The sequence below is a fragment of the Methylophilus sp. Leaf414 genome, from assembly GCF_001425425.1.
Lineage (GTDB): Bacteria > Pseudomonadota > Gammaproteobacteria > Burkholderiales > Methylophilaceae > Methylophilus.
In genome coordinates this window covers 192,952-211,457 of sequence record NZ_LMQQ01000003.1, presented here as the reverse complement: position 1 = coordinate 211,457, position 18,506 = coordinate 192,952, and the positions used below count along the sequence as shown (strand labels likewise).

Annotated in this window: 17 protein-coding genes; 8 read left to right on the top strand and 9 right to left on the bottom strand. The window is 45.5% G+C overall.

Annotation, left to right across the window (positions count from 1 at the left end):
- Window positions 1-173: 173 nt before the first annotated feature.
- The 3 genes from hemP to ASG24_RS07885 all read right to left on the bottom strand — a co-directional run bounded on the left by hemP (window position 174) and on the right by ASG24_RS07885 (window position 1,599).
- Window positions 174-392, bottom strand: a complete 219-nt coding sequence (gene hemP / locus ASG24_RS07895; RefSeq protein ID WP_235562350.1) for a hemin uptake protein HemP — start codon at window positions 390-392, stop codon at window positions 174-176.
- 205 nt (window positions 393-597) lie between these two features.
- Window positions 598-1,212 (bottom strand): 30S ribosomal protein S4, encoded by a 615-nt coding sequence (gene rpsD, locus ASG24_RS07890; RefSeq protein ID WP_055828079.1) that lies wholly within the window; start codon window positions 1,210-1,212, stop codon window positions 598-600.
- 78 nt (window positions 1,213-1,290) lie between these two features.
- Window positions 1,291-1,599, bottom strand: a complete 309-nt coding sequence (locus tag ASG24_RS07885; protein WP_055869884.1) for a hypothetical protein — start codon at window positions 1,597-1,599, stop codon at window positions 1,291-1,293.
- A gap of 198 nt (window positions 1,600-1,797) precedes the next feature.
- On the opposite strand from ASG24_RS07885, the gene ilvB reads away from it, so the two are divergent.
- The 4 genes from ilvB (at window position 1,798) to asd (ending at window position 6,148) form a co-directional block, all read left to right on the top strand.
- Window positions 1,798-3,561: a biosynthetic-type acetolactate synthase large subunit gene (gene ilvB / locus ASG24_RS07880; RefSeq protein ID WP_055828086.1), complete on the top strand. Its 1,764-nt coding sequence runs from the start codon at window positions 1,798-1,800 to the stop codon at window positions 3,559-3,561.
- Window positions 3,561-4,052, top strand: coding sequence for an acetolactate synthase small subunit (ilvN, locus tag ASG24_RS07875; protein WP_055828089.1), 492 nt, complete (start codon window positions 3,561-3,563; stop codon window positions 4,050-4,052). Before ilvB ends, ilvN begins: the two co-directional genes overlap by 1 nt.
- A 58-nt stretch (window positions 4,053-4,110) precedes the next feature.
- A complete protein-coding gene (gene ilvC, locus ASG24_RS07870; protein ID WP_055869881.1) occupies window positions 4,111-5,127 on the top strand; it encodes a ketol-acid reductoisomerase in 1,017 nt (338 codons plus the stop codon).
- Window positions 5,128-5,299: 172 nt separating this feature from the next.
- On the top strand, window positions 5,300-6,148 hold the full coding sequence (gene asd, locus ASG24_RS07865; RefSeq protein ID WP_055869878.1) for an archaetidylserine decarboxylase: 849 nt from the start codon (window positions 5,300-5,302) through the stop codon (window positions 6,146-6,148).
- A gap of 66 nt (window positions 6,149-6,214) precedes the next feature.
- Here the strand turns inward: asd and pepN are convergent, their stop codons facing one another.
- On the bottom strand, window positions 6,215-8,821 hold the full coding sequence (gene pepN / locus ASG24_RS07860; protein WP_055869875.1) for an aminopeptidase N: 2,607 nt from the start codon (window positions 8,819-8,821) through the stop codon (window positions 6,215-6,217).
- A gap of 165 nt (window positions 8,822-8,986) precedes the next feature.
- Between pepN and ASG24_RS07855 the strand changes: the two genes are divergently transcribed.
- Both ASG24_RS07855 and ASG24_RS07850 read left to right on the top strand, forming a co-directional pair.
- Entirely contained in the window at window positions 8,987-9,271 is a 285-nt protein-coding gene (locus ASG24_RS07855; protein WP_055828102.1) for a BrnT family toxin, read from the top strand.
- Window positions 9,240-9,518, top strand: coding sequence for a BrnA antitoxin family protein (locus ASG24_RS07850; protein WP_055869872.1), 279 nt, complete (start codon window positions 9,240-9,242; stop codon window positions 9,516-9,518). Before ASG24_RS07855 ends, ASG24_RS07850 begins: the two co-directional genes overlap by 32 nt.
- A 25-nt stretch (window positions 9,519-9,543) precedes the next feature.
- Here the strand turns inward: ASG24_RS07850 and ASG24_RS07845 are convergent, their stop codons facing one another.
- The 3 genes from ASG24_RS07845 to ASG24_RS07835 all read right to left on the bottom strand — a co-directional run bounded on the left by ASG24_RS07845 (window position 9,544) and on the right by ASG24_RS07835 (window position 11,957).
- Window positions 9,544-11,394 (bottom strand): YbhB/YbcL family Raf kinase inhibitor-like protein, encoded by a 1,851-nt coding sequence (locus ASG24_RS07845; protein ID WP_055869869.1) that lies wholly within the window; start codon window positions 11,392-11,394, stop codon window positions 9,544-9,546.
- Between the two features lie 45 nt (window positions 11,395-11,439).
- On the bottom strand, window positions 11,440-11,715 hold the full coding sequence (locus tag ASG24_RS14405; RefSeq protein WP_082488030.1) for a hypothetical protein: 276 nt from the start codon (window positions 11,713-11,715) through the stop codon (window positions 11,440-11,442).
- Window positions 11,716-11,777: 62 nt separating this feature from the next.
- Window positions 11,778-11,957, bottom strand: a complete 180-nt coding sequence (locus tag ASG24_RS07835) for a hypothetical protein (protein ID WP_055828113.1) — start codon at window positions 11,955-11,957, stop codon at window positions 11,778-11,780.
- A 273-nt stretch (window positions 11,958-12,230) separates the two neighbouring features.
- Here ASG24_RS07835 and ASG24_RS07830 point away from each other — a divergent pair, with 273 nt between their 5' ends.
- The gene (locus ASG24_RS07830) at window positions 12,231-15,932 is read left to right on the top strand and encodes an RNA-directed DNA polymerase (protein ID WP_055869861.1); all 3,702 of its coding nucleotides are present in this window, start codon (window positions 12,231-12,233) and stop codon (window positions 15,930-15,932) included.
- A gap of 107 nt (window positions 15,933-16,039) precedes the next feature.
- Here ASG24_RS07830 and ASG24_RS07825 read toward each other — a convergent pair whose 3' ends face one another.
- Together ASG24_RS07825 and ASG24_RS07820 are read right to left on the bottom strand one after the other, a co-directional pair.
- Window positions 16,040-16,375 (bottom strand): zinc ribbon domain-containing protein YjdM, encoded by a 336-nt coding sequence (locus ASG24_RS07825; RefSeq protein ID WP_055869858.1) that lies wholly within the window; start codon window positions 16,373-16,375, stop codon window positions 16,040-16,042.
- A gap of 159 nt (window positions 16,376-16,534) precedes the next feature.
- Entirely contained in the window at window positions 16,535-17,407 is an 873-nt protein-coding gene (locus ASG24_RS07820; protein WP_055869855.1) for a PA4780 family RIO1-like protein kinase, read from the bottom strand.
- A gap of 286 nt (window positions 17,408-17,693) precedes the next feature.
- Here ASG24_RS07820 and ASG24_RS07815 point away from each other — a divergent pair, with 286 nt between their 5' ends.
- Window positions 17,694-18,491 (top strand): transglutaminase family protein, encoded by a 798-nt coding sequence (locus tag ASG24_RS07815; protein WP_055869853.1) that lies wholly within the window; start codon window positions 17,694-17,696, stop codon window positions 18,489-18,491.
- Window positions 18,492-18,506 lie beyond the last annotated feature (15 nt).

Genomic DNA, 18,506 nt, shown 5'->3' with positions numbered 1-18,506 from the left:
GCATCATTATCATATCAATTTACTCAAAGAATGACATTGAGTTCGTTAAAAGTAAAATTATTCAGTGACTTTGCCCAACAACGTTATCTATGACTAGAGCAAGGTTAGTCATTTAGCAGCAACCTCTCGGCTACATTACCAAGACAACCAGGAATTAAATCAGATCACAAAACTTATAATTGATGAATACCAAGGCTGCCATCCACAATTTCATGGTGGCATTTGGTTAACAATAATTTGTTTTGCTTGGTACGCGTAAGTTTATAGGTCTCATTGCCATGCAAAATAACCACCCCTGACGCATTACCCAGAAGTTGCACGGCATCGATCACAGCCAGAGGCGCGCCCGAAACCTGTACCAGCGATGGGTTTTTGCCAGACAAAGGTTGCATTTGGCTATTCATTCCTATATGATTGGACCCCAAAAAAAAGCCGACTTACATGCAAAAGCACAGCGGCATCAGATTTCAAGGAACACCCTTACCAGGGGTAATTTGGCGCATAAAAAACAACGCCTATTTGAGCAATGACATGTTGGGGTTAGGAGCATTGCTCAAACTCTTATTCGAGCAGCCTCCGGGCTGCTCGAAGCATTTCTTAAACGCGGTTAGCGTAATACTCAACAACCTGCTGAACATCCAGCGGGAATGGTACATCTTCAATCGAAGGCAAATGTCCAACTTTCACAGAAGCAGTTGTCGAATCAACAGACACCCACTCAGGAATTGCCAGGCTTGGTGTAGCTAACGCTTCAACCACCATCGGAATCTTGCGGCTTTTCTCTTTCAACGTCACCACATCACCCACTTTCAAGCGGATAGATGGAATATTTGCTGATTTACCGTTCAACAAAATATGACCATGGCTTACCAATTGGCGAGCTGCAATACCAGTTGGCGCAAACCCTGCACGGAACACAACGTTATCTAAACGGCGCTCAAGCAAAGACATCAATTTTTCACCAGTAGGCTCATTACCTTTACGGGCTTCAAGCATCAAACCACGCATTTGCTTTTCGCTCACACCGTAGTTAAAACGAATCTTTTGTTTTTCCACCAATTTCACAGCAAAATCTGAACGGCGACGACGCGCTGCCTGATTGCCATGCTGGCCCGGTGGATTTGGGCGGTTTTCAATAGACTTGCGTGACAAGCCAGGTAATTCAATACCCAACGCACGCATAATCTTTAATCTTGGTCCTGTGGTTCTCATTGTTTAAAGCCTTTCCTTTAAAATCTGAAATGAAGAAAATTAGTCGCTACTAATTAGTAAACCCTATATTGTAGCGTATTATTGTAAAGTTGAAGAGGGGGTGACAAAATCCGTGACTTCCTGCTGCAACGAAAATTCACGATGCGCCTGTAAAAGCGCCTGCCAATCCTGTAACAACTGCTTCGCCGCCGATTCAATCAAATGGCTTTCCGCATACTCTGGCGCGTTTAATGTCTGCGCCAAACTGCATCCCAACAATGCAAGGTCTTCGGAAGGATTGACCGCATAGCGGGTTGCTACACAACTCAACGATACAAGTACTGCACTGGCTGTTGGCAGGTCAGGATCAAAAAGATCACTTGCTTTTACAGCTAATTCAGTTTGCATCGTTTGGTTAACTTTCTTAAATCAGTGGTTAAATGATAATGTTTCTCATTTAGGAAGTCAACAATTATTTGCAAACTCTTTGCAATTATCCACCCACTGTTTCAAATACATTGTGTAAACCGCGATAATCTTGACCAAACTATCAAAGCAAGCTAATGTATAGGGTTCAACATTAATTAGCATAATAATCAAGATTTTATGGATTCTTCAGCCCACTCTGCGACCGACTCTCACACCAAATCCATGACTGGTGCTGATATCGTCATCAACTGCCTGAATGAAGAAAAAGTCAAATTCGTATTTGGCTACCCGGGTGGTGCTGTCTTGCATATATATGATGCACTCTACAAACAGAATGGCTTCAAGCACATTCTGGTGCGTCACGAGCAGGCTGCCGTACATGCCGCAGATGCATATTCGCGTGCGACAGGTGATGTAGGTGTTGCCCTGGTGACCAGTGGTCCTGGTGCCACCAATGCCGTGACAGGCATTGCCACTGCTTACATGGATTCTATTCCCTTGGTTGTGATCAGTGGACAGGTACCGGTTCCGGCCATCGGCATGGATGCATTCCAGGAAGTGGACATGGTTGGTATCACCCGCCCCTGTGTAAAACATAACTTTCTGGTTAAACACGTTAAAGATATCGCGCCTACGATTAAAAAGGCGTTCTTTATCGCCAAAACCGGCCGTCCAGGCCCGGTAGTGGTAGATATTCCTAAAGATATTACTGCGCACATTGCCGACTTTATCTACCCGAAAACGGTAGAGATGCGCTCTTACAGCCCGATTTTGAAAGGCCACAGCGGCCAGATCAAGAAAGCAGTTAAATTGCTGCTGGGTGCCAAACGTCCGATGATTTACACCGGCGGCGGCCTGGTATTGGGTAATGGTTCAGCTGAACTGGTTAGATTAGCCAAAGCGCTCAACTTCCCGGTAACGAATACACTGATGGGGCTGGGTGGCTACCCTGCGACTGACAAACAATTTGTCGGCATGCTCGGTATGCATGGCAGTTACGAAGCCAACATGGCGATGCAGCACTGTGACGTGTTGCTGGCAGTTGGCGCGCGTTTCGATGACCGAGTGATCGGCAACCCGAAACACTTTTCAGGCCAGAAACGCACCATTATTCATATTGATGTAGACCCTTCCAGCATTTCCAAACGCGTAAAAGTGGATGTGCCTATCGTGGGTGACGTACAGTCTGTGCTCGCTGATATGGTAGAAATTCTGGCGCAGGAAGAAAACAAAACCACAGACACTGCTGACTGGTGGGACCAGATCAATGAATGGCGTGGCGTGCAATCGCTGGATTACACTTATTCAGACACCGTGATCAAGCCTCAGTATGTGGTACAGAAGTTGTGGGAAGTGACCAATGGCGAAGCCTACGTGACTTCTGACGTAGGTCAGCACCAGATGTGGGCGGCGCAATACTATAAATTTGACAAGCCACGTCGCTGGATCAACTCAGGCGGCCTCGGCACCATGGGCGTTGGCTTGCCATACGCAATGGGCTGTCAGTTTGCTGACAAGCATGCACAAGTGGCCTGTATTACCGGCGAGGGCAGTATCCAGATGAATATCCAGGAACTCTCGACCTGTGCGCAATACGGATTACCGATCAAGGTGATCCTGTTGAATAACCGTTACCTGGGCATGGTGCGCCAGTGGCAGGAGTTCTTCTATGAGAACCGCTATTCCGAGTCTTACATGGATAGCCTGCCGGATTTCGTGAAACTGGCGGAATCATACGGTCATATCGGTATGCAAATCACCAATCCGGCAGACGTGGAAGGCGCATTGAAAGAAGCGTTCGCCAGAAAAGATAAGTTTGTATTTATGGACTTTTTAACCGACCAGGCCGAGAACGTATTCCCTATGGTTGAGAACGGCAAAGGCTTGTCAGAAATGGTCTTAAGCCCATTGAGCGGTTCACGCCTGAAGGGAGAGCAATAATGCGCCACATTATCTCCCTGCTGATGGAAAACGAAGCGGGTGCCCTGTCACGTGTGGCAGGCCTGTTCTCCGCACGTGGTTACAATATTGAATCACTCACCGTGGCCGTGACCGAGGATCCAACCTTGTCCCGCATGACGATAGTCACCACCGGCTCCGATGACGTGATTGAACAAATTATCAAGCAACTCAACAAGTTGATTGACGTGGTCAAAGTGCTGGACCTCAACGATGGCAAGCACATTGAGCGCGAATTGATGCTGGTCAAGGTTAAAGCCACCGGCGTTTATAAAGACGAAATGAAGCGTATGTGCGACATTTTCCGCGGCCGTATTATCGATGTGGCCGACAACAGTTATACGATTGAGCTTACCGGCTCTTGCAGCAAACTGGATGCATTTATCGAAGCCATAGACCGCAGCGCGATTCTGGAAACCGTGCGTACCGGCGCGTCCGGCATTGGTCGTGGCGACCGCATCCTCAAAGTTTAAACATCCCTATTTCTTCATATATATACCAAAGCATTTGTATTGAAAGGCAAAAGCAGACATGAACGTTTATTACGACAAAGACGCCGACTTAAGCATCATTAAAGGCAAAAAAGTGACTATCGTGGGCTACGGTTCACAAGGTCACGCACACGCAGCAAACTTGCGCGACAGCGGTGTAGACGTCACTATCGGTTTGCGTAAAGGCGGCAGTTCATGGGCTAAAGCAGAAGGTGCTAAACACACAACACTGGAAATCGCTGCTGCAGTGAAAGAAGCTGACGTAGTGATGGTATTGCTGCCGGATGAGACCATGGCAGAAATCTTCCACGCTGAAATCGCACCTAACCTGAAAAAAGGCGCTGCGCTGGCATTTGCCCACGGCTTTAACATCCATTACAACCAGATCGTTCCACGCGCTGACCTGGACGTGATCATGATTGCCCCTAAAGGCCCAGGCCACACTGTACGTTCCGAATACCTGAAAGGTGGCGGCGTGCCTTCACTGATCGCGGTTTACCAGGACACTTCCGGTAAAGCCAAAGACATCGCATTGTCTTACGCTGCTGCTAACGGCGGCACCAAAGGTGGCGTGATCGAAACTGACTTCCGTGAAGAAACAGAAACTGACTTATTCGGCGAACAGGCTGTTCTGTGTGGTGGTGCAGTTGAGCTGGTTAAAGCCGGTTTTGAAACACTGGTTGAAGCTGGTTACGCGCCAGAAATGGCTTACTTCGAGTGCTTGCACGAACTGAAACTGATCGTTGACCTGATGTACGAAGGCGGTATCGCCAACATGAACTACTCTATTTCCAACAATGCGGAATACGGTGAGTACGTGACTGGCCCACGCGTGATCAACAGCCAATCCAAAGATGCCATGCGTGAGTGCCTGGCTAACATCCAGAACGGTAACTACGCGAAACAGTTCATCCTGGAAGGCCGTACCAACTATCCTGAAATGACTGCACGCCGTCGTTTGAACGCTGCTCACCCAATCGAGCAAGTGGGTAACAAACTGCGCGGCATGATGCCTTGGATCGCGAAAAACAAACTGGTTGATCAAAGCAAGAACTAATATTCCTGGTGAATTGATCAAGCCTTTTGGTTGCGTTTAAAACACATTAACCAGCCATAGGCAAAAAGCACAGGCCGATGTAATATCGCCTGTGCTTTTTTATTTAACATCGCACAAAAAATAAAAACTTCTTGTTCGAGATTGAAACCGTACAAGCCAATAAGGGAATGAAGTGAAACTCTCTATTCTGCTGCAATACATCGCACCCAAACAATTGCTGACTGCCGCTGCTGGCAAACTGGCGCATTGGCAGGCTGGCGCCCTGACTACGGCTTTTATCGGCTGGTTTGTGCGCAAGTACCACGTCAATATGGAAGAAGCGCTCAACGGTGATATTGCCAGTTACGCCTCATTCAACCTGTTTTTCACCCGTCCGCTGAGGCCAGGCGTCAGGCCATTGGAAAGCAATGCTTTTATCTGTCCGGTAGACGGTGCCATCAGCCAGTTCGGCGATATCAAGTCAGGCCAGATTTTCCAGGCCAAGGGTCATCATTACACGGCACAAGCTTTAGTTGGTGGCGATGCCACAGTAGCCGCCAAGTTTGACAACGGCAGCTTTGCCTGCCTGTATTTAAGCCCCAAGGATTACCACCGCATCCATATGCCTTGCGAGGGAAAACTGTTGCAGATGACTTATGTGCCAGGCGATTTATTTTCAGTGAATCCAGACACTGCCGCAAATGTACCAGGCCTGTTTGCGCGCAATGAGCGAGTGGTGTGTACATTTGAATCCGCCGCGCACGGCAACTTTGTGTTGGTGTTGGTGGGCGCAACCATTGTCGGCAGCATGGCCACCGTTTGGCATGACGCCAAAGACCGGATCATTAACCCGCCACGTCCAGGCAAGGTTCTGCACTGGGATTACAGCGACCGAAACATCAGCCTGAAACAAGGTGAAGAAATGGGCCGCTTTCTGCTGGGTTCTACCGTGGTCATGCTGTTTGAAAAAGATGTATTGAAATTCAACGAGAGCTGGCACGCGGGTAAACCGATCCGCTTAGGTGAAGCCATGGGGCGCTAAAACGAATTTTTGCAGGGGTATAAAAAAGGAGGCGATTGCCTCCTTTTTTATACCATCCATTGCTCACTAACCGTTGAGGCTCTTACTTACAATCTCGAACACATCCCCGGACAAGTTTGGCGTTGCCAATATGGCTTCCAGGGCTGCTTTCATTTGTGCCTGCAATGCCGGAGTATAACGTTTCCATTCACGTAATGGCGTCACCATGCGCGCAGCGATTTGCGGGTTGATGGTGTTCAATTCGATAATCACATCGCGCAAGAAGGCATAGCCTTTGCCGCTAGGATCATGGAATTTCACCGGATTGTTAATTGCAAATGCGCTATATAGTGAACGCACACGGTTAGGGTTTTTGATATTGAAATCTGCATGGTTGCGCAACATGGCGAGGTCATCAAAAATCTGTTCACGGTTGGCAATTGCTTGCAGTGAGAACCACTTATCCACGACTAAGTGATAATTCTTGAAGCGGGTATAAAAATCGGCAAAGACTTCTGCGCGTTGTGGCTGGCTGCTATCTGACAAACAGGCCAACGCTGTCACGCGGTCTGTCATATTATCCGCCGCATCGTAATGCGCTTTTGAGCGTGCCGCGCAAACGGTACCATTAGTCACAGTGAGAATGTCCAGCACTGCATGCTGCAACGCACGGCGGCCCATCGCCTCAGGTGTAATGGAGAACTCACCTGTGTTGCGGTTTGCATCATATAACGCAGCCAAAGCATCTTTATGCGTACTTTTGATTTGCTTGAGAATCGCAGTGCGCGCTTCATCAATGGCTGCCGGATCCACCACCGCCTGATGCTGCGCAATCACGCCCAGCAAAGGCAAGCTTAATGCGCGTGCCAACAAGGCTTTATCACCCTGCCCCGCCAGGCCTTGCTCAACCAAGGTGCCGACATCGACAACGAATTGCGAAATATCGGTCTCTGGTTTTTCCATCACGCGCTGAATAGTACGCAATGCTAATGTCTGTCCGGCTTCCCATTTGTTAAAACCATCGGTGTCATGCACTTGCAGTAAACGCAAGTCATCGTCGCTTAAATCGGTTTCCAGTTTCACTGGTGCTGAAAAGCCACGCAAAATGGAAGGCACAGGCCTGCCGGTCAAGTCAGCGAAAGTAAATGTTTGCTCTCGCTCAGTCACTTCCAGCACGCGGGTTGGCAGAATCTCTTTACCACTGGCATCCAACAGGCCAACCGCGACTGGAATATGTAAGGGCTGCTTGTTGCTTTGCTCAGGCGTATCCGGCTGCGATTGCTTAAAGGTCAGTGTATAACTTTGCTGCGCTGCATCGTACTGACTGCTGACCTGCAAGGTTGGCGTTCCCGCCTGCTTGTACCAGCGGAAAAACTGCGATAGGTCACGGCCAGACGCATCCGCCATACATTGCACAAAATCATCGCAAGTGACGGCATGACCGTCATAACGGTCAAAATACAGATCGGTGGCTTTGCGGAAAGTCTCGGCGCCGAGCAAGGTATGCTGCATGCGGATCAGTTCAGACCCTTTTTCATAAATTGTTTTAGTGTAGAAGTTGCTGATCTCGATAAACTGATCCGGCTGCACAGAGTGCGCCAGCGGACTGCCATCTTCAGGAAACTGCAAGCGGCGCAAACCGTTCACATCATCAATCCGCTGCACGGCACGCGAGTTCAGGTCAGCACTGAATTCCTGGTCGCGGAATACGGTAAAGCCCTCTTTCAATGACAGCTGGAACCAGTCACGGCAGGTCACGCGGTTACCGGTCCAGTTGTGGAAATACTCGTGCCCGATCACGCCTTCCACGCTCATAAAATCGCTATCGGTGGCGGTTTCCTGATGTGCCAGCACCAGCGCGGTGTTAAAAATATTGAGAGAGGTATTTTCCATTGCGCCCATATTAAAATCACTCACCGCGACAATATTGAACAAGTCGAGCTGGTACTCGCGGCCATACACTTCCTCATCCCACTTCATGGATTTTTTCAGTGACTCCATCGCGTGACCGCACTGTTTTTCATCCCCTGCCCGCACATAAATATGCAAATCCACCTTGCGGCCAGACATGGTGGTAAAGGTATCCGCCACCCGCACCAGATCGCCTGCCACCAGCGCAAACAAATAGCATGGTTTAGGGAAAGGGTCATGCCAGACAGTGTAATGACGGCCATCCGGCAAGCTGCCAGAATCCTGTAAATTACCGTTAGACAGCAACACCGGATAAGCTTTGGCGTCCGCTTCAACGCGTACGGTAAAAATACTCAGCACATCCGGCCGGTCCTGGTAATAAGTGATGCGCCGGAAGCCTTCCGCCTCACACTGCGTGCAATAGTTACCCTGCGATTGATACAAGCCTTCAAGCGCCGTGTTCGCCGCAGGATCGATCTCGCTGGTGATGGTTAACGTGAATTCATCGCCAGGATTCACTAAGGTCATTTGCCCATCGGCAACCGAATAGCTATCAAATCGCTGACCGTTCAACGCTACCGAAAGAATTTTCTGCTCTTCACCATCCAGCACCAGGTCATTCGAAACGCCCGCCGGATTTTTCGCATATTTCACTTCAGAGGTGACGATAGTTTTACCCGGCAACAGGTTAAAACTTAAATTGACCTGTTGCGCCAGGTAAGGCGCCGGTGTGTAGTCTTTAAGGTAAATGGTTTTTGGTGCAACAGCGTTTTCGGTTCGCATGGGATGACCTGAATAAAGTATTAATAGGGATTATATTTGAGAGTTGGCTTATGCGAATTGGTTTAATTCAACTGTAAACAAATGATTCGACATAATATGGTTAACATATGTTAATTTATAATTAAAATTTACCATTGACTAATTATTTTATGTAATTACAATAATATGAGATTCAGTTATTCTAAAAATAAAAATTTAACCAATTTACAAAAGCACGGCATTTCGCTCGCTGATGCCAAATTGCTTGATTGGAACTCGCTGTTATTTATCGAAGATGAACGCGAAGACTATGGTGAAGTACGTTTAATAGGATTTGCACCTATTGCAAACCGCTTGTATTGCGTCGTCTATACAGAACGTAGTGAAGCAATACATGTGATTAGCTTACGAAAAGCAAATACCAGGGAAGTGAACAGATATGTCAAATCACGCAAAAACATTGAAACCTAAAGGGTTGAAATTAGAGTTGCCGGATGCTGCGGAAGAAGCGCGCATCAATGCAGGAATAGCAGCCGACCCTGACACATTTGAAGTTAGCGATGCACAATTCAAGAAAATGCGGGGTAGGCCTGTTGGTAGTAATAAAACACTGGTACATATCCGGCTAGATAATGAAGTTGTAGAAAAATTTAAGGCGACGGGTGCGGGCTGGCAGACGCGCATTAACGAGGTACTAAAAAAGGTAAATGTAGCCTAATAGAATCTGCCACTTAATTACATAATTAAGGCTTGGCCGGCTTCTCAGGCCGCTGGAATGTACCCACCAGCTCACCTTTGGCAACAACATGGCCTGCCATCGCTTTAAGCAAGGTATCGCGATTTGCACCCGGGGGAATTTGCAGCACGGTATCCAGTGCAAACACCTGCACATGGTAATGATGTGGTGGGTCACCTGCTGGTGGTTTGGGGCCAACATAGCCGATTTTCCCGGTGGTCGCTTGGCCTTGCATCAGTCCATCCATGCGTTCAGCTTTATCTTCCAGCCTGTCCTGCTTTTGCAGGCCTTCACGCAAGGTAGTGATTTCTTTGCCTATATTCCATGCCACCCAATGCACGACTGGAGTGATGGGTTTGGCATCCGGGTCTTCCATAATAATGGCATAAGATTGCATAGCCGATGGCCCCTTACTCCAGCTCAACTCAAAGCTGGCATCCTGATCATAGCTGGAATGACTATCCGGTATTTTTTCGCCATTGGCGAATGCAGGACTGCTCACAGTTAACTTGGCTGCCTGTTTTCCTGCGATTTCGGTTTCACTACGCAAAGTGGCAATCTGCACACCAGACCCTTGCGCTGCTTGCTGCTTCATACTATCCGGAGGAATGGCTGAAGGTGGATTCGCCGCTGCTTTTCCATCGCCTTTGTAGCTGACTTTATAAATCACACCGTTGAGGTCATCACTGAAAAGTAGATTGCCCTGCTTATCAGTCACCAGTCCGAATGGTCGGCCGCTCTGGCCTTTATTGCTAACAAAGCCTGTCAGAAAAGGCGCGATGGAGACAGCTTTACCATTCTCGAAATGGATACGTACGATCTCATAGCCGGAAGGGGTCTGGCGGTTCCAGGAGCCGTGCATCGCGACAAAGGCATCATTGCGGTATTCGGCAGGAAACTGGCCCGCATTGTAAAACGCCATCTGCATGGGGGCCGCATGGCCAGCATAGCCAAGCACCATAGGCACGCTGGTTTTCTTCCATTCCGATTTTTCAAGCTTGCCTGAAGGAACCAGTCTCGGATTCTCTACATTGTTACCAAAAATATATGGCCAGCCATAACGCTTGCCCTGCTCTATTTTATTGACTTCTTCAGGCGTCACATCATCGCCCAGCCAGTCTATGCCATGATCCATGCCCCATAACTCACCGGTCTGCGGGTTCCAGTCGAAACCGATTGTGTTGCGCAAACCGGAAGCAAAAATGACGCGCTTTTTGCCATCCAGCGTACTGCGTAGCATGGTCGCATTCTCAATATTGGTTTCTATGCACTCATTACAGGTGGAGCCGACTGAGATATACAGCATGTCATCAGGCCCGATCGCAATCGTGCGGTCATGGTGTTGCCCCGCATCCGGCAAATCGGTGATGATCATTTTCAACGGCCCGAAACGACCATCCGCCAACACAGGTGCAGTAAACACTTCTTTCACTGTCACCATGTAAACCGTATCACCTCGGAAAGCGATGCCATGCATGCCGGAACGGCTAGCGACGCGCACCGGCTTGCCATACGTATCACCCGTTTTTGGCAACATCAATACATCGCCCTGCTCACGCCTGGTCACGTAGAGATTGCCTTGCGGTGATATCGCCAACACACGTGCATTGCCCAGGCTTTCCGCTACCTTGCTGACTGAAAAACCTTGCGGTACTTTAAGCTCACTGATGGCAGGAGGTGGCAATTCAGCAGGCTGCAAAATGTAACTTTGAACCGGCAGAGCCACCTTTGCCGCAACATTTGTTTCTGCCATTGCCACATGAGCAGTGAAAACCACTTGCGATAGCAAAGCGGCTACACCCATTTTGCTGATTGCTGGTTTACGGAGTAACGGCTTGTGAGATAAATGCAATGACATTAAAACAATCCTTAATACGGTGAATTAAAACTGAGGCAGGCGGCTTTAAATAGCCACTCCATGGTTTCTTTTGACTTCAATCTCATCCACAACGCCGTCGTTAATCACAAATTCAGAAACAGGATGCCCGCCCTGATAAAGCAATCCGACATTAGCTTCAGTAGCGGGCACGGTAATGCGGGAATTGTTAATCATAAAAACGGTGAAGTACTTATTAGCGTTTTTATCGTAGTGTTCCCATACAGAAAATACATCTTCAAGATACAAGCCAGCGATCTCCAACCCATCAAGGTGGAGATCTGTTTTATTAAAATTGTTCATTACATTCGATTCAGAAAGTTAACTTTGCAGCGGTTAAACCTGTTTGATAACTACGAAGTCACTTAGTTGCGAGAAATATCTTTAGTTCTGGTGTGTGACACCGCTTTTAATATGCCAATACCCGTGAGAATCACGGAAGCAATAATGATGTATGTATGCGGCACACCAGCTTCAACCAGCGCCCATGCAATACCGCCAATTAGGATTGCGAAACCAATAAGATACAGAACAAACGATGACATACAACCTCCATAATTTAATTTTTATAAGTAACTAAATCATAGTTTTTAAGAAGTATTGCGGTATCAGACATGTGCTGAAAATTGTGTAGGAAAAGTGGAAATTCGTTAGAATCAGGTTCTTATGTTTCGCAAGACTAATGTGATTGCGCTTTATTTTTCTTATAAATGTTTTGGAGCATTAGCGCTTTGTGTTTGGATGTAAAGATATAAATCTAGATCTATTAACTAAAAAGTAATTTCTGACATTTGATGATTGAGGCGCTAGCTTAAATTATGAGTTTAATTAATCCCAAGTACGGACAACTTAAGCCAACGCTGGAATATTTATCTGACCCAGTTGTGCTGGCACAGGCTTGGAAAAAAAGCCATAGTTACATCCGATCACATAATTGGTATGCAGATACTTTAGAACTGGATGCGTCAACCTTCAATCTGGAACAAAGTATCAATGATTGGTCTGAAGAGTTAAAGAATCAAACTTACAAACCCTCGCCTATGCGTTTAGTCCCCGCACCCAAAGCAGATATATGGGACTTCGAAAAGAAACAAGATCGTTGGGATTGGAAGCCCAAAAAAGACTCAGGCAGCGAGGCTTTGCGACCATTAGCACACATCTGCATTAAAGATCAGACAATTGCAACTGCAATAATGATGTGCGTAGCTGACGCAGTCGAATCGATTCAGGGCCCTACTGTAGACAAGAAAAAAGTTAGCAATTATGGAAATCGATTACTCTGTAAATGGGATGACGAAAGAACAAAAGCAACTTTTCGGTGGGGAAATAGTAGCACTTACAGTAAGTACTATAAAGACTATCAAAGATTTCTTGAACGCTCTTATGAAAGAGCTGCGAACGAGAAACTATTCTTAGATATATTCGACTCTGAAAAGACCTTATATGAAATTCATCTTGATATGTCTGCGTTCTATGATTCAATCCATCGTGAACAATTGATACTAGAACTTAGACAACTAGTCGACACTTTCTATAAAATTCCTAAAAAGGAAACTGATAGTTTTTGGCATGTCGTTGAGAAAGCATTTAATTGGGAATGGCACAAAGATGATTATTCATTAAATGATTGCTTAAAAGTTAAACTGAAAAACGATGGTCTGCCGCAAGGATTAGTTGCTAGTGGTTTTCTTGCGAATGTTTATTTAATCGCTTTTGATAAAGCATGTAAGTCACTGCAGAGTGTTCGGCAATCAGACTTCTCAATCCATGATTATTGTCGATATGTAGACGACCTTAGACTTATTATTTCTGTTGATATCAGTAAAGAGATATCTGAAGATGAAATTAAAAAACAATTAGTAGAAAAACTACAAAAATTACTACCTATAGGAATTACTCTTAATCCGGATAAAACAAAAATTATTCCATGGAAAGGTGAGCAAGGGGAAACCGTTAGGCAAATGGAGGGAATACAATCTTTGGCCAGCGGGCCCATTGACATGGATTCATTGGAGTTCGCAGAGAACTCTCTAGACAACTTATTTACTCGCGCAGAAACGTCTCAATTTACTGAAGATAGCACTCAACATCCATTAGCAACCGTACACCAACCGAAACTTGAAGTGCGTGAAGATACTTTATTAAGATTTGTGGCAAATCGTTGGACTAAACTATTCAAATCGCGAAGGAAGCTAACTAATCAAAAAGAGTTAATTATCTTAGATGCAGCACAAGAGTCTGTAGCTAGGCGATTTGTAGCTAGCTGGTCTAGAAATCCGGCATTAACCCTCCTATTAAAAAAAGGATTTCAACTTTTTCCTGAGAAAAACTTACTAGAAACAGTATGGAATTCTTTGCTACAAAAAATTAATGTTGAAACACCTATCTGCGAAAGAAATATTGCCTATTATTGCTTAGCCGAAATTTGTAGATTTTCAGCGACTGACCTAAAAAAAGTGTTGCAAAGAGATCTACCAAGATTACTTCTTATTCAAGATTATTTTGAATGGCTAGATGGAGCAGCAAGAGAGCTTTTAAAAAACCACCAAATACCTTGGTATGTTAAACAACAGATAGGGCTTCTTTTAATCGGAAAAGTACCCTCTATAAAAGATGATGGCGAGGGGCTTCTGAATTATGCAATGCAAATCGCATTTGGTGAAACTGTTGTAGGTCAAAGTAGAGAAATTCTTCCCGCTACCATCGTTGCGTGGCAAATAACAAAATCAGATAAAGTCATTAGCTCTCTGTGCCGGTGGCTTGCTAATCTAGAAAGCTTGGAAAATTACAACGCATTAATCCTTATTGCGGAAAACGATCCCAGTTTATTTAATCAACTAGAGATAACTCCAAAAGAAAAAGGAAATGATGAGCTACAGAAAGTCAGAGCTACTCTAGGGATGAATAATGTTCCTCTCCCACCAGATCTAACTTTATGGAGTAATAACGCTCAACTTGCATCGGTTATAAAATCACCATCAAATCCTTTTGTTCATGAGAATGCTCTTATTGAACTTGCTATTCATTTAATAGAAGCAATAAAACATAATTCCAAAATCAACTTAACCCCTCAAGCACTTTTGATTAAGAGTAATGACTGGTCAAATGTTCAAAATCCACAGATTTCCTTTTTGCAAATATCTGAGAATGCTTCTAATACTGCCAAAGATCCACGATACAAATCTCCAACATGGCTAAATAAAAATGAAGACGCTCTCAAACTGTATGAATTGGGATGTTTATTGAGAGCTTGTACGATAGGGGATTGTGACTTCACATCGCAAAAAACACTATTTCGGCAGGATCTAAACGTTTATTACGGAATAAAGAGTAGCTGGTTTAAAAGAACTACTAGCATGATGCATTCTCCAGAATCATTGGTAGGAGAAACGGCTCCTATGTCTAGTTGGGTTACTGAATTGCTATTTAATTTATTACAGTGGCCAGGTTTAGAGTTAGAGCATATGGAATATGCTTGGCCTAAAGAAATAACTTTTGAAGCATTGTTTAAAACACTGAAGGATAGAAAAAAACATCAACAAAGTATTTATGGAGCTGCATCTAACACACCCTTTTACATTGAAAGGATCAAAACAGCATCGCCGATAAACGGGAGTCTTCGAGTAATCAATGTGCAAACATTGTATCCAACCAATGAAAGCCTAAAAAAAGACTTTAAACAGGATCATAAAGATTTAAGAATAATTCATCGAAATCACCTAGCAGATATTTGCAAATTAACTCTAAAAAAACTTGAAGCTACTGATTCTGCAATAAATAAAACCGTATCAACAAGGGAACAAAACAACAAAAGTGAAGCTAACTTAATAATTTTTCCAGAACTATCTGTGCATCAAGACGATATTGATTTATTGGAATCGTTATCAGCTACGACAAAAGCGATAATCTTTGCAGGGATTGTTTTTCATGAACACGAAGGAAAGTTAATTAATCGCGCTTTATGGTTAATACCTTATCTAACCCCGGAGAAAGGAATTCGCTGGATTAAAAGATGGCAAGGAAAGCAAAATATGACTAAGGAAGAAAAAGATGGTCATATCATTCCGTGGAGGCCATACCAATTAATAATTGAGTTGAAAGATAGTTTGAGTGAAAAAATGGAGAGAGGTTATAGACTATCTGGTTCAGTATGCTATGACGCAACAGATATGAAGTTAACCTCAGATTTGCGTGATATTTCCGATGCATATGTCGTAGTTGCATTAAATAATGACATCACAACCTTTGATAATATGATAGATGCACTCCACTATCATATGTATCAACATGTTCTTTTAGTAAATACAGGTGAGTTTGGTGGAAGTGCAGCTAAAGCACCATTTAAACTACCTCACCACCGAACAATTGTGCACAATCATGGCAACAATCAAATTGCCATTTCTATTTTTGAAATCGACATGATGTCTTTGATGGAAGATAAAGTATCAACAAAATCAGAAGAATATTCAAAGCTGCGAAAAATGAGGCCAGCCGGAATTAAAAGACAAGGATTTAATTAATGCATTTTTATATTTTTCTGGAAACTCTGTGTGCCTATCGGTAACTGCAATTTCTAATAGATATATTCAAACATAATCAACTAAAAACGAATTAATATAAATCTACCTTAGGCCTTTTTCACAAACTCCGACTTCAGTTTCATCGCGCCAAAACCATCGATCTTGCAGTCGATATCATGATCGCCATCGACCAAGCGAATATTTTTCACTTTAGTGCCGACCTTCACCACTGACGAAGAACCTTTCACTTTGAGATCTTTAATCACGGTAATCGTGTCGCCGTCTTGCAGCACGTTGCCATTGGCATCGCGAATGACTTTTGCTTCTTCTGAATCTGACACTGCTGTCTTGCTCCATTCATGCGCGCATTCCGGGCAAACGTAGTTGTCACCATCTTCATAAGTGTATTCAGATTGGCATTGCGGGCAGGCTGGGTAGGACATAAGAACTTTCGTGAGGCGATTAGCAAAACCTATATTTTACAGGGTTATTATTGAATAACTTTGTTATTGATCAAACTTGCCCAGGCGATTAGTAACCAACAAAGAAAAACCGCCTGCAAAAGGCGGTTTTGTAACTGACAGCTAACGACTGATAAGCAATCATCGCCCAGCTTTTGGCAATGCCGCCTTTGCTTCTGCCAGGCGCATTTGTTTGGCGGCTTCTTCATCGCGAACGGCGTCAATCACGCGCACCACGCTTTTTAAATCTACCGGTGTGTTGTCTTGCTTGAATCTGCCGGTCAGCTCCGTTTCAAGGGTAAGGTCGCCATGCGCGTAAAGTGCCCAAATCTCTTTGCCATATTCTGTATTGAGTAACTCAGGCGCAAATTGGCCGAAAAAGTCGGCCAGGTTGCGAACATCACGTTCGAGCATGCTCATGGCGTGGTTGTTGCCTGCGGCATCTACCGCTTGGGGTAAGTCGATGATCACCGGTCCGTTTTCACTCAGCAGAATGTTGAATTCAGAAAGGTCACCATGCACGATACCGGCACACAGCATGCGCACGACTTCTCTGAGTAGTGTTTGATGATGCAGGCGAGCTTCTTCAGCGGTAAACACGATGTCGTTTAGCCTGGACGCGGCGTTACCTTCAGCGTCGGCGACTAAATCCATAATCAATACCCCTTCGTAGAATTGATACGGGGTTGGTACGCGGACTCCAGCGGCGGCTAGCCGATACAGTGCATCCACTTCGGCGCTTTGCCAGGCTTCTTCTTGTGCCTGTTTGCCATATTTGGAGCCTTTAGCCATGGCACGTGCCTGACGGCTGCTTTTGACTTTGCGGCCTTCGGTGTAATCGACACTCTGGCGGAAGCTGCGTTTGTTAGCTTCTTTGTAGACCTTGGCGCAACGGGTTTCTTCGCCACAGCGCACTACATATACGGTGGCTTCTTTGCCGCTCATTAGCTGGCGGATGACATCGTCAATAATGCCGTCTTCGATGAGGGGTTCTAATCTTTGCGGGGTTTTCATAAGGCTAGCTAATAAGAGGTGTGCTCAGACTACCATTAAATGAAAAAAACGGGGCAAGTCTTGCAAATCAAGCGAACTTTTTGAATCGTATGTGCGTCATGTAAAGGTCATGAGCAATTTATCCATATAAAAATTATCCAGGTGAACGCATTTGTACGGCTGTTTCCTGATAATAATACGGCATGAGAGTAACTGGCGGGTTCAATACACTTGAATTCAAACGATGCGCAGTGTTTATCAAAGAAGAATAGAATGAAACTGAATAAACCACATAAGGATTCACGCAATGTGGCTACGTACTGAATGTGACATCACATTTAATGTGAGTATCCCTACCCCATTTATTTTGATGCTGCGACCGCGTAGCGGTGTGCAGCAATGGGTCGCGCAACAGTCTTATACACTTAACCCGAGCGTGCCGGTGGTTGAGTATACCGATGTTTATGGCAACCTTTGCCAGCGGCTGATGGCACCTGTAGGCAAATTTAGTATTAGTACCTCTGCTGATATTTTAACCGCGGACGGGATCGATACCGCCCCCGGTGCGCCGTTTAATGATGTGCAAAATCTGCCAGATGATGTGCTCACCTATCTGTTGCCTTCGCGTTATTGCGAATCGGACAAGTTGATTGATCTGGGCCAGCAGATAGTGGCGAATGCGCAGCCAGGCTATGACCAGGTGATGGCGATAGAGCAATGGATTCGGCAAAACATCAACTACAACACAGACTCTCCGCATTATCAGCTCTCTGCGGTGGAGGTGAACCAGGCGCGTGAAGGTGTCTGCCGCGAACTGGCGCACCTGGGGATCGCCCTATGTCGTGGCTTGTGTATTCCGGCGCGGATGGTGGTGGGATTTTTGTATGAGCTGCAACCAATGGATTTCCATGCCTGGTTTGAGGCTTATGTGAATGGTCGATGGTATACCTTTGACCCTACACAACCTTCTCCTCGTGGCGGCCGTGTAACAGTTGCCTATGGGCACGATGCTGCCGATGTGGCTATTTTTACCCAGTTTGGTCCTGCATTGTATCCTGAAGAGATGTCAGTACGCATGACCCAACTTCCAGGTGCCCCTGGTTAACGTGACCTGATATAG